The sequence below is a fragment of the Synechococcus sp. CC9902 genome, assembly GCF_000012505.1.
GTDB lineage: Bacteria > Cyanobacteriota > Cyanobacteriia > PCC-6307 > Cyanobiaceae > Parasynechococcus.
This window is the reverse complement of record NC_007513.1, coordinates 1,012,693-1,035,775: the sequence shown is the minus strand read 5'-3', so window position 1 is coordinate 1,035,775 and position 23,083 is coordinate 1,012,693. Positions and strand designations below refer to the sequence as shown.

At 54.2% G+C, this 23,083-nt stretch carries 27 protein-coding genes and 1 other RNA gene; 14 read left to right on the top strand and 14 right to left on the bottom strand.

Annotation, left to right across the window (positions count from 1 at the left end; genetic code table 11):
- Nucleotides 1–5 precede the first annotated feature (5 nt).
- Nucleotides 6–1,061 (bottom strand): polysaccharide pyruvyl transferase CsaB, encoded by a 1,056-nt coding sequence (gene csaB, locus SYNCC9902_RS05375; protein WP_011359869.1) that lies wholly within the window; start codon nt 1,059–1,061, stop codon nt 6–8.
- 59 nt (nt 1,062–1,120) lie between these two features.
- Between csaB and SYNCC9902_RS12265 the strand changes: the two genes are divergently transcribed.
- From SYNCC9902_RS12265 to psaK, 3 genes are read left to right on the top strand one after another with little or no spacing between them, the layout of a single operon-like run.
- Nucleotides 1,121–1,396: a DUF2499 domain-containing protein gene (locus SYNCC9902_RS12265; protein WP_009789725.1), complete on the top strand. Its 276-nt coding sequence runs from the start codon at nt 1,121–1,123 to the stop codon at nt 1,394–1,396.
- Between the two features lie 3 nt (nt 1,397–1,399).
- On the top strand, nt 1,400–1,696 hold the full coding sequence (locus SYNCC9902_RS12260; protein ID WP_011359868.1) for a DUF3593 domain-containing protein: 297 nt from the start codon (nt 1,400–1,402) through the stop codon (nt 1,694–1,696).
- 57 nt (nt 1,697–1,753) lie between these two features.
- Entirely contained in the window at nt 1,754–2,014 is a 261-nt protein-coding gene (gene psaK / locus SYNCC9902_RS05360) for a photosystem I reaction center subunit PsaK (protein ID WP_369776180.1), read from the top strand.
- Nucleotides 2,015–2,058: 44 nt separating this feature from the next.
- On the opposite strand, the gene SYNCC9902_RS05355 is transcribed toward psaK, so the two are convergent.
- Complete coding sequence (locus SYNCC9902_RS05355; protein WP_041424969.1) at nt 2,059–3,297, bottom strand: NAD(P)/FAD-dependent oxidoreductase; 1,239 nt, start codon at nt 3,295–3,297, stop codon at nt 2,059–2,061.
- 18 nt (nt 3,298–3,315) lie between these two features.
- Nucleotides 3,316–5,247, bottom strand: a complete 1,932-nt coding sequence (dxs, locus tag SYNCC9902_RS05350) for a 1-deoxy-D-xylulose-5-phosphate synthase (protein WP_011359865.1) — start codon at nt 5,245–5,247, stop codon at nt 3,316–3,318.
- Nucleotides 5,248–5,326: 79 nt separating this feature from the next.
- Between dxs and ilvA the strand changes: the two genes are divergently transcribed.
- From ilvA to SYNCC9902_RS05335, 3 genes are read left to right on the top strand one after another with little or no spacing between them, the layout of a single operon-like run.
- Nucleotides 5,327–6,856, top strand: a complete 1,530-nt coding sequence (ilvA, locus tag SYNCC9902_RS05345; RefSeq protein ID WP_011359864.1) for a threonine ammonia-lyase, biosynthetic — start codon at nt 5,327–5,329, stop codon at nt 6,854–6,856.
- Between the two features lie 44 nt (nt 6,857–6,900).
- On the top strand, nt 6,901–7,398 hold the full coding sequence (scpB, locus tag SYNCC9902_RS05340; protein ID WP_011359863.1) for an SMC-Scp complex subunit ScpB: 498 nt from the start codon (nt 6,901–6,903) through the stop codon (nt 7,396–7,398).
- 24 nt (nt 7,399–7,422) lie between these two features.
- Nucleotides 7,423–7,719 carry a YggT family protein gene (locus tag SYNCC9902_RS05335; protein ID WP_009789718.1) on the top strand — a complete coding sequence of 99 codons (297 nt, stop codon included), beginning with the start codon at nt 7,423–7,425 and terminating at the stop codon, nt 7,717–7,719.
- Between the two features lie 12 nt (nt 7,720–7,731).
- Here the strand turns inward: SYNCC9902_RS05335 and SYNCC9902_RS05330 are convergent, their stop codons facing one another.
- Nucleotides 7,732–8,202, bottom strand: coding sequence for a hypothetical protein (locus SYNCC9902_RS05330; protein WP_011359862.1), 471 nt, complete (start codon nt 8,200–8,202; stop codon nt 7,732–7,734).
- A gap of 10 nt (nt 8,203–8,212) precedes the next feature.
- On the bottom strand, nt 8,213–8,542 hold the full coding sequence (locus tag SYNCC9902_RS05325) for a nucleoside triphosphate pyrophosphohydrolase family protein (protein ID WP_011359861.1): 330 nt from the start codon (nt 8,540–8,542) through the stop codon (nt 8,213–8,215).
- Between the two features lie 57 nt (nt 8,543–8,599).
- Here SYNCC9902_RS05325 and pyk point away from each other — a divergent pair, with 57 nt between their 5' ends.
- The 3 genes from pyk to ftsH are packed head-to-tail and all read left to right on the top strand — an operon-like array spanning nt 8,600 to nt 13,280.
- Nucleotides 8,600–10,051, top strand: coding sequence for a pyruvate kinase (gene pyk / locus SYNCC9902_RS05320; protein ID WP_011359860.1), 1,452 nt, complete (start codon nt 8,600–8,602; stop codon nt 10,049–10,051).
- A gap of 13 nt (nt 10,052–10,064) precedes the next feature.
- The gene (locus SYNCC9902_RS05315; protein ID WP_011359859.1) at nt 10,065–11,294 is read left to right on the top strand and encodes an ABC transporter permease; all 1,230 of its coding nucleotides are present in this window, start codon (nt 10,065–10,067) and stop codon (nt 11,292–11,294) included.
- Between the two features lie 57 nt (nt 11,295–11,351).
- The gene (gene ftsH, locus SYNCC9902_RS05310) at nt 11,352–13,280 is read left to right on the top strand and encodes an ATP-dependent zinc metalloprotease FtsH (RefSeq protein ID WP_011359858.1); all 1,929 of its coding nucleotides are present in this window, start codon (nt 11,352–11,354) and stop codon (nt 13,278–13,280) included.
- Between the two features lie 276 nt (nt 13,281–13,556).
- Here the strand turns inward: ftsH and SYNCC9902_RS12070 are convergent, their stop codons facing one another.
- Complete coding sequence (locus tag SYNCC9902_RS12070; protein ID WP_011359857.1) at nt 13,557–13,721, bottom strand: DUF2256 domain-containing protein; 165 nt, start codon at nt 13,719–13,721, stop codon at nt 13,557–13,559.
- A complete protein-coding gene (gene clpP, locus SYNCC9902_RS05305) occupies nt 13,718–14,311 on the bottom strand; it encodes an ATP-dependent Clp endopeptidase proteolytic subunit ClpP (protein ID WP_011359856.1) in 594 nt (197 codons plus the stop codon). Before clpP ends, SYNCC9902_RS12070 begins: the two co-directional genes overlap by 4 nt.
- A 79-nt stretch (nt 14,312–14,390) precedes the next feature.
- Between clpP and psb29 the strand changes: the two genes are divergently transcribed.
- On the top strand, nt 14,391–15,038 hold the full coding sequence (gene psb29 / locus SYNCC9902_RS05300; RefSeq protein ID WP_011359855.1) for a photosystem II biogenesis protein Psp29: 648 nt from the start codon (nt 14,391–14,393) through the stop codon (nt 15,036–15,038).
- On the opposite strand, the gene SYNCC9902_RS05295 is transcribed toward psb29, so the two are convergent.
- The gene (locus tag SYNCC9902_RS05295; protein WP_198001757.1) at nt 15,020–16,213 is read right to left on the bottom strand and encodes a hypothetical protein; all 1,194 of its coding nucleotides are present in this window, start codon (nt 16,211–16,213) and stop codon (nt 15,020–15,022) included. The genes psb29 and SYNCC9902_RS05295 overlap by 19 nt on opposite strands.
- Nucleotides 16,214–16,549: 336 nt before the next feature.
- A complete protein-coding gene (gene petN / locus SYNCC9902_RS05290; protein WP_009789707.1) occupies nt 16,550–16,651 on the bottom strand; it encodes a cytochrome b6-f complex subunit PetN in 102 nt (33 codons plus the stop codon).
- Between the two features lie 70 nt (nt 16,652–16,721).
- On the opposite strand from petN, the gene clpS reads away from it, so the two are divergent.
- Nucleotides 16,722–17,018 (top strand): ATP-dependent Clp protease adapter ClpS, encoded by a 297-nt coding sequence (gene clpS, locus SYNCC9902_RS05285; protein WP_011359852.1) that lies wholly within the window; start codon nt 16,722–16,724, stop codon nt 17,016–17,018.
- Nucleotide 17,019: 1 nt separating this feature from the next.
- On the opposite strand, the gene SYNCC9902_RS05280 is transcribed toward clpS, so the two are convergent.
- Nucleotides 17,020–17,247 carry a hypothetical protein gene (locus tag SYNCC9902_RS05280; RefSeq protein ID WP_041425373.1) on the bottom strand — a complete coding sequence of 76 codons (228 nt, stop codon included), beginning with the start codon at nt 17,245–17,247 and terminating at the stop codon, nt 17,020–17,022.
- Between the two features lie 74 nt (nt 17,248–17,321).
- Here SYNCC9902_RS05280 and SYNCC9902_RS05275 point away from each other — a divergent pair, with 74 nt between their 5' ends.
- Nucleotides 17,322–17,597 (top strand): DUF2103 domain-containing protein, encoded by a 276-nt coding sequence (locus SYNCC9902_RS05275; protein WP_011359850.1) that lies wholly within the window; start codon nt 17,322–17,324, stop codon nt 17,595–17,597.
- A gap of 36 nt (nt 17,598–17,633) precedes the next feature.
- On the opposite strand, the gene ssrS is transcribed toward SYNCC9902_RS05275, so the two are convergent.
- The 3 genes from ssrS to SYNCC9902_RS05265 all read right to left on the bottom strand — a co-directional run bounded on the left by ssrS (nt 17,634) and on the right by SYNCC9902_RS05265 (nt 19,980).
- Nucleotides 17,634–17,817, bottom strand: a non-coding RNA gene (ssrS, locus tag SYNCC9902_RS12065) — 6S RNA.
- Nucleotides 17,818–17,824: 7 nt separating this feature from the next.
- Nucleotides 17,825–19,003 carry a 5-(carboxyamino)imidazole ribonucleotide synthase gene (locus tag SYNCC9902_RS05270; RefSeq protein ID WP_232179280.1) on the bottom strand — a complete coding sequence of 393 codons (1,179 nt, stop codon included), beginning with the start codon at nt 19,001–19,003 and terminating at the stop codon, nt 17,825–17,827.
- A 56-nt stretch (nt 19,004–19,059) separates the two neighbouring features.
- A complete protein-coding gene (locus SYNCC9902_RS05265) occupies nt 19,060–19,980 on the bottom strand; it encodes a carbohydrate ABC transporter permease (protein WP_011359848.1) in 921 nt (306 codons plus the stop codon).
- Between SYNCC9902_RS05265 and aroB the strand changes: the two genes are divergently transcribed.
- Nucleotides 19,979–21,094 carry a 3-dehydroquinate synthase gene (gene aroB / locus SYNCC9902_RS05260; RefSeq protein WP_041424966.1) on the top strand — a complete coding sequence of 372 codons (1,116 nt, stop codon included), beginning with the start codon at nt 19,979–19,981 and terminating at the stop codon, nt 21,092–21,094. The genes SYNCC9902_RS05265 and aroB overlap by 2 nt on opposite strands.
- Here the strand turns inward: aroB and SYNCC9902_RS05255 are convergent.
- Nucleotides 21,063–22,241 carry a class I SAM-dependent methyltransferase gene (locus SYNCC9902_RS05255; RefSeq protein ID WP_011359846.1) on the bottom strand — a complete coding sequence of 393 codons (1,179 nt, stop codon included), beginning with the start codon at nt 22,239–22,241 and terminating at the stop codon, nt 21,063–21,065. The two genes, aroB and SYNCC9902_RS05255, sit on opposite strands and share 32 nt — an antisense overlap.
- Nucleotides 22,242–22,272: 31 nt before the next feature.
- Here SYNCC9902_RS05255 and SYNCC9902_RS05250 point away from each other — a divergent pair, with 31 nt between their 5' ends.
- Nucleotides 22,273–23,082, top strand: coding sequence for a TPM domain-containing protein (locus SYNCC9902_RS05250; protein ID WP_011359845.1), 810 nt, complete (start codon nt 22,273–22,275; stop codon nt 23,080–23,082).
- Nucleotide 23,083: the final 1 nt, after the last annotated feature.

Genomic DNA, 23,083 nt, shown 5'->3' with positions numbered 1-23,083 from the left:
TTGGATTAAATCCAACGCCTGAGAAGTTCCCCATGCGCTGAAGCTTCGGACTGAATCCGTTGAATCACCGCCCGATCAGCTTCCTGATCAACTTCAGCCATCCACTCAGCAGACAGTTGCTCAGTGGATGGCAAAGCATTCAGCCGAGCACAGGGAACCTGCGCCATTGCTGCAGCAGCATCCACTTTTGGGTCATAGCTCAATGCTGCCATCGGACAACCAACAAGCCTGGCCAAAATCAGTGCGTGAAGTCGCATCGGCAGCACCAGCCGCGCTGTGGAGACCAGTTCAAAAACTTGGTCCAACGAGCGTGGAATCACGGTTTTACTTCGAGCCAACAGTTTTGCGGGCACAAGCTTTTGCTCTACAAGATCGTCGAGCAAAGGGCCATCTTGATGCTGATGAAAAGCCATCCAACACACAGACACATCAAGGCTTGCTGCCACTGAATCCAGCGCTTGAAGAAGACGTTGCCAACGGGGAGCATCCAACAGATCAGTCGGTCGCCAACTGAGCACGATGTTCCCTCCTCCAACCCAGGGTTTTGTTTGCATCTGCCACACCGGGTCGGCAGCCATGCACATCGGTAGGTTCGGTGCCCAGGATTGAGCCAGCCGAAGCGAGGCTTGATCCCTCCAACTCGCGGCCGTACAAAACGGGAGCGCACAACGCACAAGCCAGCGACTCATGGATCGGCGTAATGGGCCTAAGCCTTGCCCCCAAAGCACAACGCGGCGACGACGCAACCGCGCGAGCGTGATGAGCAGCAAGTAATAAATCAGGCTTCGAAAACTGGTGCTGTCTTGTAAAAGACTGCCGCCCCCAAGGATCAGAACATCCGCATGCAACACAGCGATCAAGCTGGAACGGAGCGATCGACGATTGATGATGCGTGCCTCAGGCGCTATTCCCTGCACCTCTGCTTGATCGTGGGCGGTGATCATCAATGGGGCAGAACATGGCAGACCCTGCAAAAGAACCTGAAGAAGGGCGTCATCCCCCAGGTTGTGTTCGCCGTAATACCCACAAAGCAATAACGAAGCCGGTCCAGATCGGGGCATCGGCGTCTTCCCGAACGTTGCCCTCATTATCCGTCGCTTCGGATTTCTAAAGTGAACCCATGCACTCTTTGTCTCTCGGAACCTGGTGGATCCACGTCGCATCAGTCATCGAATGGTCGCTAGCGATTGTGTTGATGCAGCGTCGTGGACTGAACGGAATGGCACTTGCCATGCTTCCAGCCCTGGTCAGTGCCATGGCTGCTTGTACGTGGCATTTGTTCGATAACGCTGAATCTCTAAGAGGTTTGGTGACGTTGCAAGCGTGGTTCACATTGATCGGCAATTGCACGCTGGCCTTTGCAGCCTGGAAACTTTTACCCCCAAAAACGGCTTAAACCATGGAGTTCGATCCAGCTCCTCTGTTCGCGTTATCCCTGATTCCCTATCTCGGCTTTTTGTACTGGCTCCGCAAAAGCGAAGCGTTACCCGTCTTGGCACAACGAGGCTTTCAGCTCACCCTGCTGTTCGTCGGTGTCACGATCGTGGCGGCCATTGTGGCGCTGCGATGTTGTGATGCAGAGCTTGTAGACATTGATGCGCTTCACGGCGGAGCTGAGGCTTTTCTCACTCTGGCCAACACGGTTTTAGTGGTTGGACTTGTCCAAGACCGACAAAAAAGGGTGAACAACTCTTAAGACTCGTGATTCTGGAGTCGTTCTGCTCAGATGATGGGGCATCGAACATTGGCCCGAATGTTGCTGACCCACCTCTTCGCAATCACCCCTGCCACTCTCACCTGGTCTCCGAAAGTTGCTCTGGTGATGATTGTGTGCAACGTCATCGCCATTGGCATTGGTAAAGCCACGATTAAGTACCCCAACGTTGGTGCTCAACTTCCAAATGCCTCGTTCTTTGGCGGAATGAGCCACGCAGCCCTCCTTGGCACAACAAGCCTTGGGCACATCATTGGCATTGGTGCAATCCAGGGTTTGGCCGCTAGAGGCGTGCTCTGAGGTTTTTTCCTCAATGAATCGGGGAGACATATTGGTCTCCCAATTCAGATCAAATAGCGTAAAAGTCGAAGTCCATACCGTTCAAAGCGGTAGTGGAATAAAAGATTGGATAGGTCTCGAGCTGACGAGGTTCGGGACAATCCGTTAATGATCCGTTCGACTCGTCGATCTGCAGAAGAAGAGTCCAATCCCCACCAGGTGCGTTGGGCCAATTTTCCCGCAGCACGCCAGCGCCAGCCAAACCACTGATGAAGCGCCTTCTCATAGGTTTGACGGACGACATCGGCGTGATCAGCACCTACTTGATTCAGACCTACTTGATTCAGACCCACTTGGTTCAGACCCTCGGCATTTAGAAGCGTTTCAGCGAGAAGATCCGCACTGTCGATCGCATGACGAATCCCCTCACCTCCCAGGAGATTGGCTGTACTTGCAGCATCCCCTACGGCCAATAGGGCGCCAGAACCAAGCGATTCGCGCCTGGCTATTGAGCTGGAAACCACGCCGCCATGGCGATCCAACACGGAACACCCTTCAAGTTTGCAGTTGCGCAGCAATGCCTGAAGTCGAGCCAAAAGATCGCTTCTAGAGCCCTTGATCTGTACTGGTGCCAAACAACAAACCCCCACCTTGAGGCGATTGTTTTCCATCGGAAAAACCCATCCATACCCATGGGGAATCCAGCGCGTGCCGAGGAAAAAGCTGATGCGGTCGAGCCAACGGGACGCAACTCGATCATCTGCCTGTATGAGCCACTCCACACCAACGCCCTCCAGCAACGGATCAAGCGTCGATGGCGGAGGCACCGACGCTTCTCGCAACAGACAACGCGATGCACCTGTGGCGTCAATGACCCATTTCACAGATCGGTGCTGACAACGGCCGTCACCGTGTTGAAGAAGAACGTGGGCACCATCGCTGTGGAGCGCCTCAATCCGAACAGTGCAGCCACTGACGACCTCCGCCCCGGCAGCGCGCGCACGGGACCACATCGCTGAACGCAGCCGACCAAAATCCAACACCACCCCAAGGGGATCGGCATCCCACCACTGATGCTCATGTCCGCTGGGATCGAGTAATTGCCAACCGCTCCAGGTCGCAGACCAGGCTGACTGAGGAAGATTGAGCCGTGAAGCCTCAGCACAAGACAAGGCAGCACTCGAAAAAGAATTCCGATGCGGGTTAGTCAGACGGTCGACGAGGACCACCTCCTTCCCTGCTTCAGATAAAGCAGTGGCCAGGCGAGCTCCCGCTGGGCCAGCGCCTGCGATGAGAAAGGTCATCCCGCAATGGGAGAGGGCTCAAGCTTGAACAGCTTGAAACGGAGAGGATTTCGCTGCATCGTCCGAGCCCAAACCAAAGCGCTGCTGAATTTTCAAACTCATTTGGTTGGGAGTCAGGCCCAACGCTTCTTTGCTTTGCTGTGGCGTTGCATGGTCCACCAGTTGATCAGGAATACCGATCCTTAAAACAGGAACATTGATGTCGTGATCGTTCAAGGACTCCAACACTGCGGCACCAAAACCACCCGACAAGGTTCCTTCTTCCATGGTGACGACACGGGGAACCCGACGGGCCAAAGGATGAATCAGGGCCTGGTCGAGAGGTCTTAAGAAACGCGCATTGATCACGGAGGCGGACAAGCCAGAAGCCTCCAACAAAGCAGCCGTCTCCATGGCGGGAGCCACCATCGATCCGTAGGCAACGATCACCAAATCATTGCCCTCTCGCAGCAATTCGCCTCGGCCAATTGGAAGAGCTTCCCAGCCTTCTTCCATGAGTAGGACCCCTTCTCCAGACCCACGGGGAATTCGAAGCGCGGTGGGGCCGTCATGCTGGAGACAGGTGACCATCATCTGCTGCAACTCCGCCTCATCCTTCGGAGCCATCACGGTGAAATTGGGAACAGCCCGCAAATAGCTGATGTCGTACTGACCCTGATGCGTTGGACCATCAGCGCCCACGATGCCAGCCCGATCGAGAACGAACATCACCGGCAGATTTTGAATGCCAACGTCATGAATCAGCTGGTCGTAAGCCCGCTGGAGGAAGGTGCTGTAAATCGCCACAACAGGGCGTAAACCTTCGCAGGCCATACCAGCAGCCAGCGTGACCGCATGCTGCTCAGCAATTCCAACGTCAACGTATTGATTAGGAACAGCCTTTTGAAGAAGATCGAGACCGGTGCCAGTTGCCATCGCTGCGGTGATCCCAACAACGCGACTGTTTTGCTCACAGAGCTTGATCAAGGTTTGGCCAAACACCTTGCTGTAGCTAGGAGGCTTGGGCTTGGATGATGGAATGGCCTTGCCGGTGCTCAAGTCGAAGGCCGACTGGGCGTGGTAGCCGACTTGATCAGCCTCGGCATAGGGATAACCCTTGCCTTTCTTCGTAACAACATGAACCAAAACAGGTCCACCATCTCGATGGGCCGCTTGGAAGGTGCGAGTCATCTCGCCGATGTCGTGTCCATCGATCGGCCCCATGTAGGTAAAGCCGAGCTCCTCAAAAACAGCACCAACTTTTGGGACCGCTAGGCGGCGCATGCTTCCCTTCAAGCGGTTGAGCTCGGCAGGAAGCTCTCCACCCATGAAAGGCAGGTGACGCACACTCTCCTCGACACTTCCGGAAAGGAATTGCATCGGAGGACTGAGTCTTGCCCGGTTGAGAACGCTCGACAGAGCACCCACCGGCGGGGAGATCGACATGTCGTTGTCGTTCAACACCACCAAGAGGGGCGTATTTGGAAGGTGGCCGGCGTGGTTAATCGCTTCAAGGGCCATGCCCCCCGTCAGGGCACCATCCCCAATAACCGCAACACATTTGAAATTTTCACCGCGGTTATCACGGCCCAACGCCATCCCCAGTGCTGCAGAAATCGACGTGCTGGCATGGCCTGCACCGAAGTGATCAAAACGGCTCTCAGAACGCTTCAAATAACCAGCTACACCGCGTTGCTGCCGGAGGGAGTCAAAGGAATTGAAGCGACCAGTGAGCAACTTGTGGGGATAGGCCTGGTGCCCCACGTCCCAACACACTTTGTCCCGATCGAGATCGAGGGTTTGATACAGAGCAATGGTGAGTTCAACGACACCAAGCCCCGGTCCAAGGTGTCCACCACTCGTTGAAACCACGTCGAGATGGCGTTCCCTAATCTGACGAGCGACATCTTCGAGCTCAGCAAGACTGAGGCCGTGCAATTCGTTCGGATGCTTGAGATCTCCGAGATGCATGCACAACCCGCTCCTGATTGATCAATCTACGGGTTCCCTCCCTTCAAAAGGGGCACCCAGAGGTTGAAAGAATGGAGAGATGACCGATTACCTGCAAAAGATCCTCCGAGCACGTGTTTACGACGTGGCCAGGGAAACCCCTCTTGATCCAGCTCCCAACCTCAGCCAGCGGCTCAACAATCAGATTTGGTTGAAACGAGAAGACCTACAGCCGGTGTTTTCGTTCAAGCTTCGAGGCGCCTACAACCGCATGGTGCAACTCCCCGTTGAGGATCTTCAACGCGGCGTGATCGCATCCAGTGCAGGCAACCACGCCCAAGGAGTGGCTCTCAGTGCGCGCCGTTTGGGTTGCAGGTCGGTGATTGTGATGCCCAAAACAACTCCCGAAGTCAAAATCCGCGCCGTCCGTGCCTTAGGCGGCGAAGTGGTTTTGCACGGCGAGACCTACGACGAATGCTCGGCGGAAGCGCAAAAGCGTTGTGAAGCTGAAGGATTGACCTACATCCACCCCTTCGACGACCCAGAGGTCATCGCTGGTCAAGGCACGATTGGCATGGAAATCATGCGACAAAGCAAAGAACCACCGGATGCGATTTACGTCGCCGTTGGTGGAGGGGGATTGATCGCCGGAATTTCGGCCTACGTGAAGCAGCTTTGGCCAGAAACAGAAGTGATCGGAGTCGAACCCATTGATGCCGATGCGATGACCCAATCCCTGCGGTGCGGACATCGCGTGGAGTTGGAGAAAGTGGGTTTATTTGCCGATGGCGTCGCCGTTCGAAAGGTTGGTGAGCACACCTTTGATCTGGCTCGTCGCTATGTGGATCGCATGGTGACCGTGGACACCGATGCCATTTGTGCCGCCATCAAAGACGTCTTTGAGGACACACGATCAATCCTTGAACCAGCTGGAGCGCTTGCGATCGCTGGTTTGAAACAGGATGTGGCTGATCGAAACCTCGAAGGGAAGCGTCTTGTTGGGGTGGCCTGCGGGGCCAACATGAATTTCGAACGATTGCGCTTCATCGCAGAGCGGGCTGAGCTCGGTGAGGAGCGAGAAGCGATGTTTGCCGTGGAAATCCCCGAGTCGACAGGAAGTCTTCGTGCGTTGTGTCGATGTTTAAGCGACCGCAGCCTCACCGAATTCAGTTATCGAATGACGGAGGGAGTGCGCGCCCAAATCTTCATTGGAGTTCAGGTCAACAATCAGCAAGACCGCTTCGCCCTCGTCGAGCATCTGTCCAACAACGGGTTCCCCTGCCTTGATTTGAGCGACAACGAGTTTGCGAAAGTTCATTTGCGACACATGGTGGGTGGACGACTACCGAAATCAGCTCGCGAGGCCTGCGCGGGGGACTGCAGCGAATTGCTTTATCGCTTCGAGTTTCCAGAACGACCCGGTGCGCTGATGAATTTTGTGACGTCGCTTCATCCCAGTTGGAGCATCAGCATTTTTCACTATCGAAACCACGGCGCCGACACCGGCCGAATCGTGGTGGGCGTTTTGATTCCTAAGACTGAAATGGACGGTTGGACCAGCTTTCTAAGTGCGTTGGGTTATGCCTTTTGGGAAGAAAGTAAGAACCCTGCTTACAGCCTGTTCCTGTGAGGAACTAAGCGGTACGTTGAGTGAATTAAGGGGTAGAGCTTGAGATGACGTCCCCGTCCCTAACCACTCGTTTGGAGGCGATTCTTTATCTCAAGGGTCGTCCAGTAAGCGTGGGCGAACTCGCTGAGCTTTCCCAGGTGGAGCGAAAAGAGGTTGAAGAGGCGCTTATTGCTCTGACAACCTCGTACGCCCAACGAGAGTCGGCACTTGAAATCGTTCATCAGAACGGTCGGTTTGGTCTTCAATTGCGTGCGGGGCTTGGCGATTTGGTGAAGGACCTTTTGCCCGTGAATCTCTCGACGGCAACGCTTCGGACTCTCGCCACGATTGCTTTAAAGAAGCGAATTCTTCAATCAGATCTGGTCGACCTGCGGGGATCTGGGGCCTATGACCACATCAAGGAACTGCTGGCACAAGAGTTCATCGAGCGGCGTCGACAAAATGATGGCCGGTCGTATTGGATCACTCTGACGGAGAAATTCCACCGCACCTTCTCCGTACTTCCTGACTTAGGTGCAACCGATCTGGCGGAGGCTGCATAAAGTTGTCGTAGATCAGGTCACGTCATGGAAATGCTCCCCGTCTCGTTGCTGCAGGTGCTAGCGCAGACCTTGCAGATTTATTCCCTCGTACTAATCGTCAGGGTTCTTCTGAGCTGGTTCCCAAATTTGGACTGGAGCAATCCTGTTTTAAGCAGCGTTAGCGCCATTACCGATCCCTACCTCAATGCATTCCGAGGACTGATTCCCCCCTTGGGTGGGATTGATCTATCAGCCCTATTGGCATTTCTTGCCCTGAATCTGCTTCAAAGCTTGGTGAACCAATCGATCAGCGCATTTTTCATGTCGGGCAGCAGCTGGTAGAGGTGGCTCGGTTCAATTAACAGCCACTTGGCGTTCAAGGGGGAGGAGATCATCTTCGTCATCGGCGACTCGTGTTCTCACAGGAGCTGAAAAACCACGAGCTTTGGCGTTTTTCACTACAAACGGGCCGGGAGTACCTGCAGGAACGGTGAGCCTCAAGGCAAAGGGTTGGGATCCAGGCTCAACATCTCCAATGGAACCAACCCGAGTTCGATTTTGGAGAACCGGTTCACCACTGGCATCCAAAATTCTGGCGAATACATCGGTGTCGATGATCGCTTTGCGACCGGGGTTTTCAACATCCCCACGAAGCACATAACAACTTGCACCCATTGGACGCTTGAAGTCGGGTTGGCCGCCCTCCTGTTCATTGCAAGTGTCGAGGTGAACTCCGGTTAGCTGAAGTTCAGCCGCCATCGCCGGCATTGCCAACGTGAACACACAGGCCAGAACAACGAAGTAACGAATCGATCGGCGCAGCATCAAATTCAAATCAGCGTTGGTCGCCGCTGCCAGAGATGCGACCACGGGCCGCACGACTGGACAATTTTGCGAGATTCGCTGCAGCAACATCCTCAAGGTCATAGCCCAGTTCCATGGAGAGTTGCGCGATGTACCAAAGCACGTCACCCAGTTCAAGCTTGATCGCCTCACGGGCTGATTCGTCAAATACCCCGTCTTGATCCCGCAAGACCTTCTTCACTTTGTCGGCCACTTCTCCAGCCTCCCCAGTCAGACCAAGGGTTGGATAGATGGGATTCCGGCCCACATCGGGATAGCTGGCGGTTTGACGAGCCGCTGATTGATACGCGTTCAGATCCATCAAGGTGTGGTCGAATCGCCCCGGATGGTAGTTTCCGCAAGGATTTCCAGCCTCGATATGGGCCAGTTCGATTTGAACCGCCGAACCAAAATCGTGGCCACGATCGGTCCTGCCACAGAAAGCCCGGACCAGATCAAAGAGCTTGTCAGGGCTGGGGCCACAACGTTTCGTCTGAACTTTTCCCACGGCGATCACGCCGATCACGCCGAACGAATCAAAACCATTCGCCAAGTATCCGAGGAGCTTGGGCAAACCATCGGAATCCTCCAAGATCTCCAAGGTCCAAAGATTCGACTGGGTCGTTTTGCCGATGGACCCATCACCTTGGCCAACGGCGATCCTTTTACGCTCACGTCCAGGCCTGTGAGTTGCGATCAGAGCATCGCTACTGTCACCTACCCAAAACTGGCGGATGAAGTCACCGCTGGAAGCCGCATTCTTTTGGATGACGGGCGAGTGGAGATGAAGGTCGAAAGCGTCGATCAATCGCAGCAAACACTCCATTGCAGCGTCACGGTGGGAGGGGTTCTCTCCAACAACAAGGGGGTCAATTTCCCCGATGTTCAGTTATCGGTTCGCGCGTTAACGGATAAGGACAAAGAAGATCTCGCTTTCGGGTTGAGCCAAGGGGTGGATTGGGTTGCCCTGAGCTTCGTGCGCAACCCATCCGACATGGAAGAAATTCGTGGTCTCATTCGCCAACACGGCCACGAAACCCCAGTCGTGGCCAAGATCGAAAAATTTGAAGCCATCGATCAGATCGATGCGATTCTTCCCCTCTGTGATGGGGTGATGGTGGCCCGAGGCGATCTCGGCGTTGAGATGCCCGCAGAAGAAGTTCCCCTCTTGCAGAAAGAGCTGATTCGCAAGGCCAACAGTCTTGGGATTCCGATCATCACCGCAACGCAGATGCTCGATTCCATGGCATCGAGTCCTCGGCCAACGCGGGCTGAGGTGAGCGACGTTGCTAACGCGATCCTCGATGGCACCGATGCGGTCATGCTCTCCAACGAAACGGCGGTTGGCGATTTCCCTGTTGAAGCGGTGCAGACCATGGCCACCATTGCCCGGCGAATCGAAAAGGATTACCCAGAGCGGTCGATTGACAGCCACCTCCCGTCCACGATCCCCAATGCCTTAAGCGGTGCTGTTAGCACCATTGCCAGTCAGCTCAACGCGGCCGCCATCATTCCCCTCACCAAAACTGGAGCAACGGCCCACAACGTGAGCAAATTCAGGCCGGCAGCACCGATTCTTGCGGTCACCCCCGATAAATCCGTAGCGTGTCGATTGCAACTCGTTTGGGGTGTGACACCCCTTGTTGTGCCAGAAGAGCCTGATACAACAGCAACTTTTATTACCGCCATGCGAAAAGCCAAAGACCTCAAGCTCTTGAAAGAAGGAGATTTGGTGGTCCAAACGGCAGGAACCCATTCCGGGGTCTCGGGTTCCACCGATTTGGTGAAGGTCGGTGTCGTGACCTCGGCCGACGACTGCAGTTTCTTCTAGGGCCCAATAAGCGATGGTCCGTCGGATGAAGTCAACGGAAACCGTTCGGATGGCGTTGACGACGCTGCGGACGAATCGCCTACGCAGCTTGCTCACGATGGTGGGCATCGTGATTGGCAACGCGTCTGTCATCACGCTGGTGGGAGTGGGTCGAGGGGCTCAAGGGCTCGCCGAAGAGCAGCTCAGCAACCTCGGGGCCAACGTTTTATTTGTCGTTCCTGGGAATAACGACACCCGACGGCGCGGTGTCGCTTTTCCTAAAACCTTGGTTCTGGAAGACGCAACAGCGATTGCAGAACAGGTGCCAAGCGTCAAACGCGTCGCTCCACAGATCACAAGCAGCCAAGTGGTTCAAGCGGGCGCCCGAAGTGCCACCAGTTCGATCTCAGGAGTAACCGCAGATTTTGTACCCGTTCGTAGCTTCGAAATCGCGAGCGGACGGTTTGTCAACAGCCAAGACGAGCAAGCCGCGAGAGCTGTGGTGGCCCTTGGTCCAGACCTAAGGACGAAGCTCTTTCCAACCGGCGATGCCATCGGCCAACAGGTTCGAATTGGCAGCCAGGCGTTTGAAGTGATCGGAGTAATGGCACCCAAGGGTGCCGTATTCGGGAGCAATCAAGACGAAAACGCTTACATCCCGTTGAGCACGATGGTGAATCGCCTCACCGGCCGGGATCCCACCTACGGCATCAGCTTGAGTTTTATCAGCGTTGAAGCCAAAAACGACAAAAGCACCGGGGCTGCCAAATTTCAAATCACGAATCTCTTGCGTCAACGCCATCGAATCCTTCGAGACGACGACTTTGCTGTTCGATCTCAAAAAGATGCCTTAACGATTGTCGGAACCATTACTGGTGGACTGACGTTGATGCTCGCCTCCATCGGTGGGATTTCCCTGCTCGTAGGAGGCATCGGCATCATGAACATCATGTTGGTGTCGGTGAGTGAACGCACCGAGGAAATCGGCTTACGCAAAGCGCTTGGGGCTCGGAGCAGCGATGTGCTCCAACAATTTTTGGTGGAGTCGTTGGTTCTTTCCAGCCTTGGTGGAGTGATCGGAACAGCCGTCGGTCTTGGTGCCGTTGGTTTAGTGGCAGCTGTAACCCCTCTCCCAGCGAGCATTGGCACAGGCATGGTTCTGATCACAGTTGGCCTATCGGGATCGATTGGTTTGTTTTTTGGTGTTGTTCCTGCACGACGGGCAGCTCGCCTCGATCCAATCGTTGCGCTGAGAAGCCTTTAGGGACGCCCTCGGGAATCCACTAATTCCCTTTACACTCAATCATTCTTAATCAGGCTCATGAATCAGCGCTGGCGCCTCCTTGCCCTATGGCTTTTGCCGATTGGCGTTGTGCTGCTGATCGGCTGGCAGGTCCTTAGCAACGGCGGGATGAATGGCATGAGCCAAAACAACGGTGGTGGCAACAGCCCCACGGTTGCTCCGCGTAACGCCGCTGTCGCGAGGATGAGCTACGGCCGTTTCCTGGATTACGTGGAAGCAGGTCGCATCACGGCTGTTGATATCTACGACGGTGGTCGTAATGCCGTAGTTGAAGCTGTCGATCCAGATTTAGATAACCGCGTCCAGCGTTTACGCGTCGATCTCCCAGGTTTAGCCCCTGAGTTGATCAACACCTTGAAGGAAGAAGGCATCAGCTTTGATGTGCACCCCCCCAAGAGCACTCCGCCAGCGCTGGGTCTTTTGGGCAATTTGTTGTTCCCATTGCTGCTGATCGGATCCCTGATCTTTTTGGCTCGCCGCAATAGCAACATGCCCGGCGGCCCTGGTCAGGCCATGCAATTTGGCAAGAGCAAGGCCAAGTTCATGATGGAAGCCGAGACCGGCGTGATGTTCGACGACGTTGCTGGCGTCACAGAAGCCAAGCAAGAACTCGAAGAGGTTGTCACGTTCCTGAAGCAGCCTGAACGCTTCACATCTGTCGGAGCTCAAATCCCTCGGGGACTCCTACTTGTCGGACCTCCAGGTACTGGCAAAACGTTGTTAGCCAAAGCCATTGCCGGAGAAGCTGGAGTTCCGTTCTTTGCCCTGTCGGGTTCTGAGTTTGTTGAAATGTTTGTTGGCGTTGGTGCCAGCCGTGTGCGCGATCTGTTCAAAAAGGCCAAAGAAAACAGTCCTTGCTTGATTTTTATTGATGAGATTGATGCCGTTGGTCGTCAACGCGGCGCTGGTGTCGGCGGTGGCAACGACGAGAGAGAACAAACTCTCAACCAACTCCTCACAGAAATGGATGGTTTCGAAGGAAATAATGGAATCATCATTATCGCGGCAACAAACCGTCCTGATGTTCTTGATTCGGCGTTATTGCGTCCAGGTCGATTTGATCGTCAAGTCACTGTTGATGCACCAGATATCAAAGGTCGCCTTGCCATTCTTGCTGTCCACTCTAAAAATAAGAAACTCGATGGTGAACTATCACTTGAAAGTATTGCTCGACGTACTCCTGGTTTCACGGGTGCAGATCTCGCCAACTTGATGAACGAGGCGGCAATCTTGACGGCACGCCGCAGAAAGGAATCAATTGGTCTGAGTGAAATTGATGATGCTGTTGACCGCATCATCGCTGGCATGGAAGGTCGTCCTCTCACCGATGGACGCAGCAAGCGGCTAATTGCTTATCACGAAGTGGGTCATGCACTTATCGGAACTCTGGTCAAAGCCCATGACCCTGTCCAAAAAGTCACCCTTGTGCCCCGCGGCCAAGCCCAAGGCCTGACCTGGTTCTCTCCGGACGAAGAGCAAACCCTAGTGACCCGCGCCCAGCTCAAGGCACGCATCATGGGTGCCCTGGGTGGTCGTGCTGCCGAAGACGTGGTGTTTGGTTCCCAGGAAATCACCACCGGTGCCGGTAGCGACATCCAACAGGTCGCCTCGATGGCCCGCAATATGGTGACGCGGCTTGGCATGAGTGATCTTGGACCTGTTGCCCTTGAGGGCGGTGGTCAGGAAGTCTTCCTTGGTAGAGATTTGATGTCTCGCAGTGAAATTTCCGAATCGATTTCTCAACAGGTGGATACACAAGTTCGCAGCATGGTTAAGCGCTGTTATGAAGAAACTGTTGCCCTCGTTGCAGCCAACCGAGAAGCAATGGACCAATTGGTTGAAATATTGATTGAGAAAGAGACAATGGATGGCGACGAATTCAAATCAATCGTTGCTGAATTCACTTCAGTCCCTGAAAAGGACCGCACAGTGCCAATTCTGAACTGATTCCCAGGAATTATTTTCCATCCATTACTTCCCCCAGCTGTTGCGAAATAGCTGGGGAATTTTAATGGAAAATCATGTCGTCTCCAAAGGAACGGTCGGGCAAGCACCTGACGGGCAATCATCCCGATACCTTATAAACAATGACAAACTCGAGACAATCAAGACAATCAAAAATATCTAGAGCAGATACTATTGACTAAAATTGAAACCACATAAAAGCCCGATCAACAATGTGATCGGGCTAACCATTTTTGTGTTTGCTGCATCAATATATTACTAACCACCCATTGATTTGATTGTATTTTTTCGACGTCTACATCGCTCTGAGCAATACACCACATCGTCCCAACATTTTTTCCATGCTTTTCGCCATTCGAAGGGTCGCTGACAAACAGGACAAATTTTGGAGGGACGTGGGGTGTTTCTCAAGCCATTTTTCAAGCCACAGCTTGTACAGGACGTTTGTCGATCACGGAATCAATCAATCCGTAACTCACGGCTTCACCGGGGGACATGAAGAAATCACGGTCAGTATCTTCCTGAATGCGGTCGAGGGGCTGACCGGTGCGGTCAGACAACTCTGTATTCAGGCGATCCTTTAAGTAGAGGATTTCATCAGCCTGAATCCGAATGTCACTGGCTTGTCCGCTCGCTCCACCCAGCGGCTGGTGAATCATGATCCTGGAGTGCTGAAGGCTGCTGCGCTTCCCTTTGGTGCCTGCACAAAGCAGGAAGGCCCCCATACTTGCGGCAAGACCAACACAAACCGTTTGCACATCAGGTTTGATGTGTTGCATGGTGTCAAAAATTCCCAATCCGTCGTAAACGGATCCACCGGGGGAATTGATGTACAGATAAATGTCTTTCTCGGGATCCTCTGCCTCGAGGAACAGCATCTGAGCAACGATGCGATTGGCCGAATCACTCGTGACGGCTTCACCCAAAAAAATAATTCGCTCGCGAAGGAGTCGCGAGTAAATGTCAAAGGCCCTTTCCCCCCGGCCGGACTCCTCGATCACGATGGGGATCATTTGGCCATTAGCGAACCCAATAATCCTAACGGCGACGGCTTCGACGCTAGGGTTTCGCCATTCATTCGGGAAGCGACCGTTGGGCGAACGTCAGACCATCGCAGACAGCAAGCGGGCGTTTCACCAGGCCTTCCCACATGTCATTGCACCGCTCTACCGGCGACTGGCCGATGAATTGCTTGTGGAGCTGCACCTTCTGAGCCATCAGAGCAGCTTTAAGACCACCCCACTTTTCGCTGTGGGCTTGTGCACGGTTTTCGACACGTTCTCCGCGGGATATCGCCCTGAAGAGCACATCACCGGCCTTCTTGACGCCCTCTGCAGCAGCAACGGGTACGACGCCAACACCTTTCGGAAAGAATCCAAACGCTGCATTGATGCCGCCAAAACTGAATCCGTCGACGCGATGGACTCTCACCTAGCTGGGCAAAAGCTTGGTGAAGGAAGTCACTACTCAAGGCTGATGGCCATTGGCGTCCTCCGGCTCTTTGAGGAAGCCAAGGGTGATGCTGATCAACCAGATGAAGCTGATTTACGCAAACGCTGTAAAGAGCTTTCGACGGCCCTCAACTTCCCTGCAGAGAGAGTCGAAAAGGATCTCAGCCTGTTTGCGTCCAACAGTGAGCGCATGTCCGCAGCTATCGAGCTCGTCCAGGAAACGATCGCAGCAGAACGTCGTAAGAAAGAGCGTCGTCAGGCAGAACAGGCTCAACGCAGCGAAAGCTGACCTTTGATCCAGTACCAGGTGTCTGCTTGGCCAGATCTGCTGCCCAGCATCGGCTTGATCAGAAGCTCGCCTTGGCCTGCTTGTTGCACCAAGAAAGGCCATGTTGCCTTCAACCAACCCATTTCGCGCAGCTGCTTGGCATCAAAGCGAATGCTTAATCCCGACTTGGGCTTCAGTTTCAAAGGTGGAAGACCAGTGTCTAGCGGACCACCCAGGGATAGTCGAAGCGAGATCTGATCTGGCCTGGGCGACTCCACGGACCAACGTCCCAAAACGTTCTGGTTTGCCCCTTTCCAGATCACAGCGGTTGATTGACCATTGTCCGTTTCAGCAGCTGACGGACTCACCTGAGGCCTAAAACCTCGCTGTTCAAGATTTGAGGCCACGGACGCCAACCCCGATTGAAGGGTTTCAGCTTGTTGAGCATGGAACGCCAAGGTGAGCTGAAGTGATGCCTTAAATCCACCATCATTCTTGAGTTGAGCCTGTAAATCCATGGGCGCTCGTGACCATGCAGCCTGAAAATCTGGAGCGAGGCCGTAGGTTTTTTCAATTACATCCGAAATCAATCGGCGTTGAAGAAGTGAGGAGAAGAGCGGCTTTGTTGAAGCTCCTTGCCAATGAAGAGCAAGCCGATTGTTCGTCGGCGAGTCACCAACGAACGTCTGAAACGCGGATTCAATGCCAGGGGGACGCCTTAAGGACGGTGGAGCTGAAGACAGGGGTCTTGACGAGATCGATCCATCGAGGAGCAACAGTCGACCTTGATCCAACGTGAGCTTTAGGCAGCCATGGGAACCGCTATTCAACGCAAAGGCAAGAGGTCCTGCGATAGCGGATAAACCCGAGGGATTCCAAGCAACTGCAGGGGATCTGATCAGCTGATCAATGCACTCTTTTTCAAGGCCGGAGGGCGTTAGAGATCTAGAAGGACGTTTGGAGAAAAAGCTTTTTCGATGAAGCTCGTCTGCGAAGAAGAGTTCGACATCTGGGAACAACGATGAAACCCTTGAAGGCTCACTGGCCTTTGTTCGATGGAGCACCATCAACGGTGCTCCATCTTGGAGCCACACCATCCACCAGCGATGTCCGACCGATGACTGCCATCGTTGATTTGCAGCGGTCGCACCAAGGCGTCGCTGCCAAACATCTGGGGGAGACTGCGCGGAATCCACGTTGAAACTCTGGATTAAGCGCGATTCCCTTAGAAAAAAAAGCAGGCTTCCTTGATCGGAAAATCTGGGCGACAGCCAACGCCCCGATGCAAAGAATCCCGCTGCAGACGCAGCGATCGACAGAGCAATAAGAGACGCTGTAATCGGATGGTCCCGAAAACTACGGGGGACCATCAACGTCAACGGCTAGAGCGAGAAGGGACTTGCCTGCGACGGCGATCCCGCCATTCAACGGCGGAGAGATAAATCACTGAAACACTGACAAAAACCAGCAAAAACGTTGCTGCTATTGCTAAGGATTGGCTTAACAACGGTGAATCTGAAAGCACCGTGCGATCAGAATTTCAGTGTGCCGTCACCGTTACGACCCCAAACCACCATCGCAATCGAGAAGCTGAACATGGCGGCAAGAGATGCCCAGGCAACGGTGAATAACACTGAATACAGCTCTGTTTCAAAAATCCTACCTAGGTTTGCGTTTGCTCCGGCACCATTGAAAATTACTGTCATGACCAGCTCCAGCCCTTCTTCTTCGACGCTTCTGGAGCGGCAGAAAACCACTCAGCGCTATCCGGAAGCCAAAGTCATCGTTCTCGACGACGACGTCAACACGTTTCAGCACGTGGTGGATTGTCTTCGAAAGATCATCCCCGGTATGGATGAAGAGAAGGCCTGGGGGCTGGCCCATCGCATTGATGGTCAAGGGTCAGCCGAGGTGTGGCGTGGCCCGCTTGAGCAGGCTGAGCTCTATCACTTACAACTGCAAACGGAGGGACTCACCATGGCTCCCTTAGATCGCTGTTAAGTCACGCCGCAGGCTTACGGCTCGACGTTGCGAGCCTGAGAAGATCCACGGTTTTGAAGTGTTCGTTGCGTGCATCGAACACATACCGAACGACACGCCCTGGACAGAGCGCGAGGCCCCGAACCTCAGGACCGTGAACTTCCGCCGTCAGCATTCGTGTCCTTGGGCCGCAGGCCTCGGTCAGAGGTCCATGAACAGCGATGTGCACAGCATCGACGGATTTCAGCATCACGACCGAGAACACCTCTCTTTGGCATAGCCATTCCCGCTAACTTTCACCAGTCATTGGGTTTTGATTCAGGTTTGGGACGGGTCGTCATCACCCACAGCACCTATGTCGAGGGCCTGATTCCTTGGCTGAAATCTCTTGCTGGCGAAAAAGGAATCCAAACCATCACCCCAGCCGTCATCAATCGCGTCAGGGGCCGAAGTCAGTCCCTTCAGTTGCGAGTGTCTACAACAATCCGCGGAGGTTACAAGCTTGTAGCTCGCAAAGGAAGCAGCGTCCAAGAAGTGTTCATCGTGACCAATCTTGAACCGTCGCAACTGCAAAGTGCGCTGGAGCGCCATCGGCCCTAAGAGCAAACGCCGACGCATCAAGCGTTCAAGTTATGAGGGTGAACCACCATGCCGTGTGACCGATTGTGGTCGACCTGGAGTTAACCAGAAGGGGAGTCAAAGTGGGGCTTCGTTTCCGGCTACAAGGCCGGTTTACGTCACCGTCACGACAGCCTCCCCAAGTCGAAAGAGAGTCAGATCAGAGCACTAGAAAAGGCCTTCACCAACACAGCAGTTCATGGACAAGTTTAGTCCTGAACTGAGGGAAACTCGGGCCATATTCCTCGCACAACAGTCAAAACGTCCTTCGCTTGCCGATCACGATGTTCTGCATCACTGGCGTTCAACAACACAGTGATGTGGCCGAGTTTGCGGCCTGGGGTTTCAGGTGATTTTCCATACCAATGAAGATGTGCATTGGGGATTTCACGAAGCGCAGTCAATCTCTGCTCGAGCGGGGCAGCTTGGGTTGGATTAAGGCCCAAAAGATTCACCATCAATGCGCCATCACTCCTCAGTTCTGGCGTAGGTACGGGAAGACCCGCTGCAATGCACACTTGTTGATCAAACTGGCTGCTGGTACAAGCTTCGATTGAGAAATGACCAGAGTTGTGGGTACGAGGCGCAATCTCATTCACCTGTAAACCGGCAGGTCCATAAAAGAATTCAAGGGCCAACACACCCACGTAATTCAATTTGGTGAGCAAGGAAGCAGCAACGTTGTAAGCGAGAGCTTCAACATCCTGGTCCACTCCTGCTGGTGCCAAAACCCAGTTGCAAACTTGATCATGTTGGTGCGTTTCCACCAGTGGGAAGCTCCGAAGACGACCCTGGGAATCTCGGCTCACCACAAGGGCCAGCTCACGCTCGTAATGCACCCACGTTTCTAAAAGCCAATCGGAAATATCGACGGATCGGAGCAACTGAGCCAGAGCATCAATATTTTTCAGAACAATCGTTCCCTTTCCGTCGTATCCACCGCGGGCCGCTTTCGCCATCACCGGAAAATTCCATCCCGGAGGTAGAGATGGTTGCGCTGGAGAAATCAGGCTTAGGGGACACCAAGGTGGACTGGGTATCGCTAAGTCGTCCAACAACTTTCGCTGAGACAACTTGTCGACCAGTGGAGCAAGAGACGCCAGAGAGGGACGAAAGCGAACGCCCTGCTGTTCGAGGGGAATCAACGCGTCGATATTGACCCACTCATTTTCGAAAGTGATGCCTTCGCAACCCTCCACCAACTCGCGCGTTCCTGCTACATCACGGGGATCAGCTTCCACAACGCGGGCCGCAGCCTCAGCAGCAGGGTCACTCGCGGAGATGGTTTGGACTGCGATCGGTATCGAACGCGCAGAAGCAGCTTGCACCAGCATTCTCGCCAGCTGACCGCCACCCACTACACCGATCATCGTGTCCGAAGAGGACATCCCTGGCTCAGCACTGCTCATTTGGAAGCTTGCCACTCCACTGGGGAAATGCACCCTTAGATGAGGGATCGGTCGCCTGCCAGCACCAACCGCACCAGAGTTAACAACATCACCATGAAAAAGAGAGCCAAACCCAAGGTGCAGGCGTAACTGATTTCCAATTCAGAAAAAGCCTGGTCGTAGACGTAATAAACGATGGTTCGCGTGGCATCAGCCGGCCCACCTTGCGTCATCAGAAACACTTCCTCAAACACCTTCGTTGCAGCGATCGACGACACCACAGCGACGAGGGTGACGTAGGGGCGCATCAGGGGAAGCGTGATATCTAGGTGCTGACGCCAACCCTCACTGCCATCGAGCTCGGCAGCTTCATACAGCTCTTTTGGAATGCCCTGAAGACCCGCCAAAAAAATCACCATGTAGTACCCCAAGCCCTTCCACAGGGTGACGAGCATCACGGCGGGAAGAGCCAGATGGGGAACCGTTAGAAAACCAATGGGCGAGAACGTGTCTCCAAAAACAGCAGCAAACCATCCATTGATCAGACCGTTTTCGGCATAGAGCCAACGAAAGGCAATTGCTGCCACAACGATCGACACCAAAACTGGGGTGTAGAACGCGCCGCGCAACAACGTCTGCCCAGGCAGCTTCTGATTCACCAACACCGCCAAAGCCAGTGCACCCAAGACAATCGGTGGCACGACACCAATCAGATACAAAAAGGTGGTGAACATGACTTGTCGCGCCATCGGATCAGCCAGAAGCCGTTGAAAATTGGCGAAGCCAATAAAGCGAAGCGGCTCACTGACGTCCAATCCAGTGGCGGTGAAACTCATCACCAAGGCCATCAGAGCTGGAATCAAAACCGACAGGCTGATTAAAAAGAGTGCCGGCAACAAAAACGCCCATGCCGTCAGACTGTTACGCACGACGCTTGGTTCTCTGCTGCGAGAGTAGATGGGCTCCCCTAGTTCCATGACGACGACGATTCACGCTCACCGCATCAACGTCGCCCTCGAGCGCAACCCCTACGACATCGTCATAGGGGACGGTGTCTTGGGAATAGTGGGCGATGAACTCCATCGACTCGGGGCAAAGCCAGGAAAAAAAATCCTTGTGGTCAGTAACGCAGACGTTGCCGGTCCCTACGGCGAAGCCTGCCTCAACAGCTTGAAAGAGAAGGGATTCAACGTTGAATTGCTCGTGATCGAAGCGGGCGAAGAGCAAAAACACTTACGCACCGTTTCGCAAATCCACGACGCAGCATTTGCGTTCAAGTTGGAACGGAGTTCGATGCTGTTGGCCCTTGGCGGTGGGGTCGTGGGAGACATGACCGGATTTGCCGCAGCAACGTGGTTGCGAGGTGTCGGCGTCGTTCAAGTTCCAACAACATTGTTGGCGATGGTGGATGCCTCCATCGGAGGGAAGACAGGGGTGAATCACCCTGGCGGCAAAAATCTGATCGGCGCTTTTCATCAGCCGCATCTGGTCTTGATCGATCCAACAACCTTGGACACCCTCCCAATTCGAGAATTCCGAGCTGGGATGGCCGAAGTGATCAAGTATGGAATTCTCGGGGATACCGACCTGTTCCTAGAACTTGAATCATGCAAAGATCCAAGTAGCCCCAATGGATTAGGGCGAACAACACTCGAATCGATCCTGCAACGATCAGCGGCAGCCAAGGCCAGCATCGTGGCGGCTGACGAACGGGAGGGAGGCCTCCGCGCCGTCCTGAACTACGGCCATACCTTTGGCCATGTGGTCGAGGCGCTGTGTGGTTATGGAACTTGGCTACATGGCGAAGCTGTTGCTCTCGGAATGGTTGCTGTTGGGGAGCTAGCCGTCCAACGGGGCAACTGGTCACGGGGCGATGCAGAGCGTCAAAAACAGCTGATTGCCAAAGCAGGCTTACCCACAACTTGGCCCGAACTCAATCTGGAGGCTGTGTTGCACACACTTCAAGGCGACAAAAAAGTCCGGGACGGTCAGCTTCGGTTTGTGATCCCGACAGAGATCGGTTCGGTCGAGATTCAAAACGACATCAGCCGCGACGAGATCACGCACTGTCTGGAGCACTTGGCAACTTGAAGCTGGCTGGATTCACCCCCTTGCCGAACAACAACCAGCGAAAATCCCCGAGTCCTGATGGATCCACCAACCGCAGCATTGCCTCTCGTCGTTGCAGGGCTTGAGGCAAGTCTCCTGGCGGAAGCGATTGCAAGCCATACAAACGTTCCGCGAGCCCGAGAGCGAGCAGAGCTTCGCCCTGCCTGAGTTGCCCCATACAGGTCCATCCCGCTTGAACGGCGGCATCTTCGACGGTTTCAATACAGATGTGTGCGGTCAAATCCTGCGAACCAGGCTTATCGAGAGGAGAAAGACCTGCCCGTTGGGCCTGAACCGCCATCAACGTGCCATCCGAACGACGAGCGGAGTAATAACGATGCATTTCTAAGGCGTAGTCCACCACCAGAAGCACACCTTGATCCAAGGCCTGACTCAGCTGCTTGAACCAATTCGATGAACCGCTATGCCATTCCGTCGTCCAGCCCGGCTCAGCATCCGGCGGTGGCAAAACCAGTTCACAGCGTTTGCAGACCCGCTCAATTTCGGCTGCGAGCTGGGGCGGCACGTGCCCCTTTGAAAACACCAGTGCACCATCGTCATCAAGCTCCACCAGTTGTTGCCACATCACTCCGTCGTCGAAGGTCAGTCGATCAACGGGAAGTGCATCCAACAATTCATGGGCCAACACCAAGCCCCGCAACGGCGCAGCCAAGAGCTCGTCTAGCGAACACCAACGCATCGGAATGTTGGTGAGGTGTTGCAAGCGTGCTTGTTGCCGTTGCTTCATTCCTGGATTGGCCTCGACAAGAACCAATTCGAGGCGGTGCAAGATTTGGGGTGATAAGTCCGTTAGAGCATCCACCAAATCAGCCAGTAGATCGCCTTCTCCAGGGCCGATCTCAATCAGTGAAAGTGTTGGAAGATCTGCGGGTAATTCAGCAAGCCATCGCTCCACTTGGGTGGCCAGGAGCCCGGCAAAATCAGTCCCGAGGGCGGTCGACGTTACGAAATCGCCATCGCGGGATATTTGGGCGCGACCAGAGCCATAAAAGCCGTGATTGGGATCATTGAGCGCAAGATCCATGTACTGGCGGAACGAGGTCACACCGCCGAGCTGTTTCAGATGCATTGCTAGCCATGACGGGCAAGCCGCAGACATCGATTCCATTGGAGAGAATGCCCGTCAATTCAGCAGGTCCATGGGAACACATCGCATTCGAATCCTGTGGGGCGCCCTTTTGGCCATGGTCATCGGCCTTTGGGGGGCAGCATCACCTGCGCTGGCTTACGACAACCCTGAACTCCTTCCCGACCACCCCACGCCGGTGATCGATCTCGCAAGGGTTTTCAGCGAAACCCAACGAGAACGGTTGGAGGAATCACTTGGAGAGGTGGAAGAACGAACAGGATGGAAATTGCGGGTTCTCACCCAGTACGAACGAACACCAGGATTAGCGATCCGAGAATTCTGGGGACTCGACGAACGAAGCCTGTTGCTTGTAGCAGACCCCAGAGGAGGCAATCTGCTCAACTTCAACGTCGGCGATGCGTACTTCGCAATGATGCCGAGAACCTATTGGGTCGAACTACAGACCAGATTCGGCAATCAGTATTACGTCAAAGATCACGGTGAAGATGGCGCCGTATTGGATGCATTGGGCGCCGTCGAAATCTGCTTGGATCGCGGCGGATGTCAGGTCGTTCCTGGCTTGCCCTTGGAACAGTGGCTTTGGACGCTCACCACATCGGTTTTAGGAGGGTTGATTGCAGGTTTTGCCGCCTATCCGCGTAAGGAAGGAGAAACGGTCGCTTGGGCCTGGCTACTGCTGCTCTCACCGCTGTGGGGAATGTTGTTTGGCATCTTCGGCATTGCACCAGTGATCACACGCACCTCGGAATGGTTGCCACTCATTCGAAACACGTTTGGGTTCTTAGCTGGGGGAGTCGCCGCTTACTTCATTGCCCAAGTCACGATGGGACGACGCCTTCAAAGTGAAACTGACGAGTAAT

Coding starts and splice junctions, on each gene's coding strand:
- clpS (WP_011359852.1), top strand. CDS start 16,722: ATGACCAGCTCCAGCCCTTCTTCTTCGACGCTTCTGGAGCGGCAGAAA.
- SYNCC9902_RS05330 (WP_011359862.1), bottom strand. CDS start 8,202: ATGCTGCGCCGATCGATTCGTTACTTCGTTGTTCTGGCCTGTGTGTTC.
- SYNCC9902_RS05270 (WP_232179280.1), bottom strand. CDS start 19,003: ATGTCCTCTTCGGACACGATGATCGGTGTAGTGGGTGGCGGTCAGCTG.
- ftsH (WP_011359858.1), top strand. CDS start 11,352: ATGAATCAGCGCTGGCGCCTCCTTGCCCTATGGCTTTTGCCGATTGGC.
- SYNCC9902_RS05315 (WP_011359859.1), top strand. CDS start 10,065: ATGGTCCGTCGGATGAAGTCAACGGAAACCGTTCGGATGGCGTTGACG.
- clpP (WP_011359856.1), bottom strand. CDS start 14,311: ATGATCCCCATCGTGATCGAGGAGTCCGGCCGGGGGGAAAGGGCCTTT.
- SYNCC9902_RS05325 (WP_011359861.1), bottom strand. CDS start 8,542: ATGGATCTGAACGCGTATCAATCAGCGGCTCGTCAAACCGCCAGCTAT.
- psaK (WP_369776180.1), top strand. CDS start 1,754: ATGTTGCTGACCCACCTCTTCGCAATCACCCCTGCCACTCTCACCTGG.
- ilvA (WP_011359864.1), top strand. CDS start 5,327: ATGACCGATTACCTGCAAAAGATCCTCCGAGCACGTGTTTACGACGTG.
- aroB (WP_041424966.1), top strand. CDS start 19,979: ATGACGACGACGATTCACGCTCACCGCATCAACGTCGCCCTCGAGCGC.
- SYNCC9902_RS05250 (WP_011359845.1), top strand. CDS start 22,273: ATGGGAACACATCGCATTCGAATCCTGTGGGGCGCCCTTTTGGCCATG.
- SYNCC9902_RS05335 (WP_009789718.1), top strand. CDS start 7,423: ATGGAAATGCTCCCCGTCTCGTTGCTGCAGGTGCTAGCGCAGACCTTG.
- SYNCC9902_RS05355 (WP_041424969.1), bottom strand. CDS start 3,297: ATGACCTTTCTCATCGCAGGCGCTGGCCCAGCGGGAGCTCGCCTGGCC.
- dxs (WP_011359865.1), bottom strand. CDS start 5,247: ATGCATCTCGGAGATCTCAAGCATCCGAACGAATTGCACGGCCTCAGT.
- SYNCC9902_RS05255 (WP_011359846.1), bottom strand. CDS start 22,241: ATGGAATCGATGTCTGCGGCTTGCCCGTCATGGCTAGCAATGCATCTG.
- scpB (WP_011359863.1), top strand. CDS start 6,901: ATGACGTCCCCGTCCCTAACCACTCGTTTGGAGGCGATTCTTTATCTC.
- SYNCC9902_RS12265 (WP_009789725.1), top strand. CDS start 1,121: ATGCACTCTTTGTCTCTCGGAACCTGGTGGATCCACGTCGCATCAGTC.
- SYNCC9902_RS12260 (WP_011359868.1), top strand. CDS start 1,400: ATGGAGTTCGATCCAGCTCCTCTGTTCGCGTTATCCCTGATTCCCTAT.
- csaB (WP_011359869.1), bottom strand. CDS start 1,061: ATGCCCCGATCTGGACCGGCTTCGTTATTGCTTTGTGGGTATTACGGC.
- SYNCC9902_RS05265 (WP_011359848.1), bottom strand. CDS start 19,980: ATGGAACTAGGGGAGCCCATCTACTCTCGCAGCAGAGAACCAAGCGTC.
- pyk (WP_011359860.1), top strand. CDS start 8,600: ATGGGCCAGTTCGATTTGAACCGCCGAACCAAAATCGTGGCCACGATC.
- SYNCC9902_RS05280 (WP_041425373.1), bottom strand. CDS start 17,247: ATGCTGAAATCCGTCGATGCTGTGCACATCGCTGTTCATGGACCTCTG.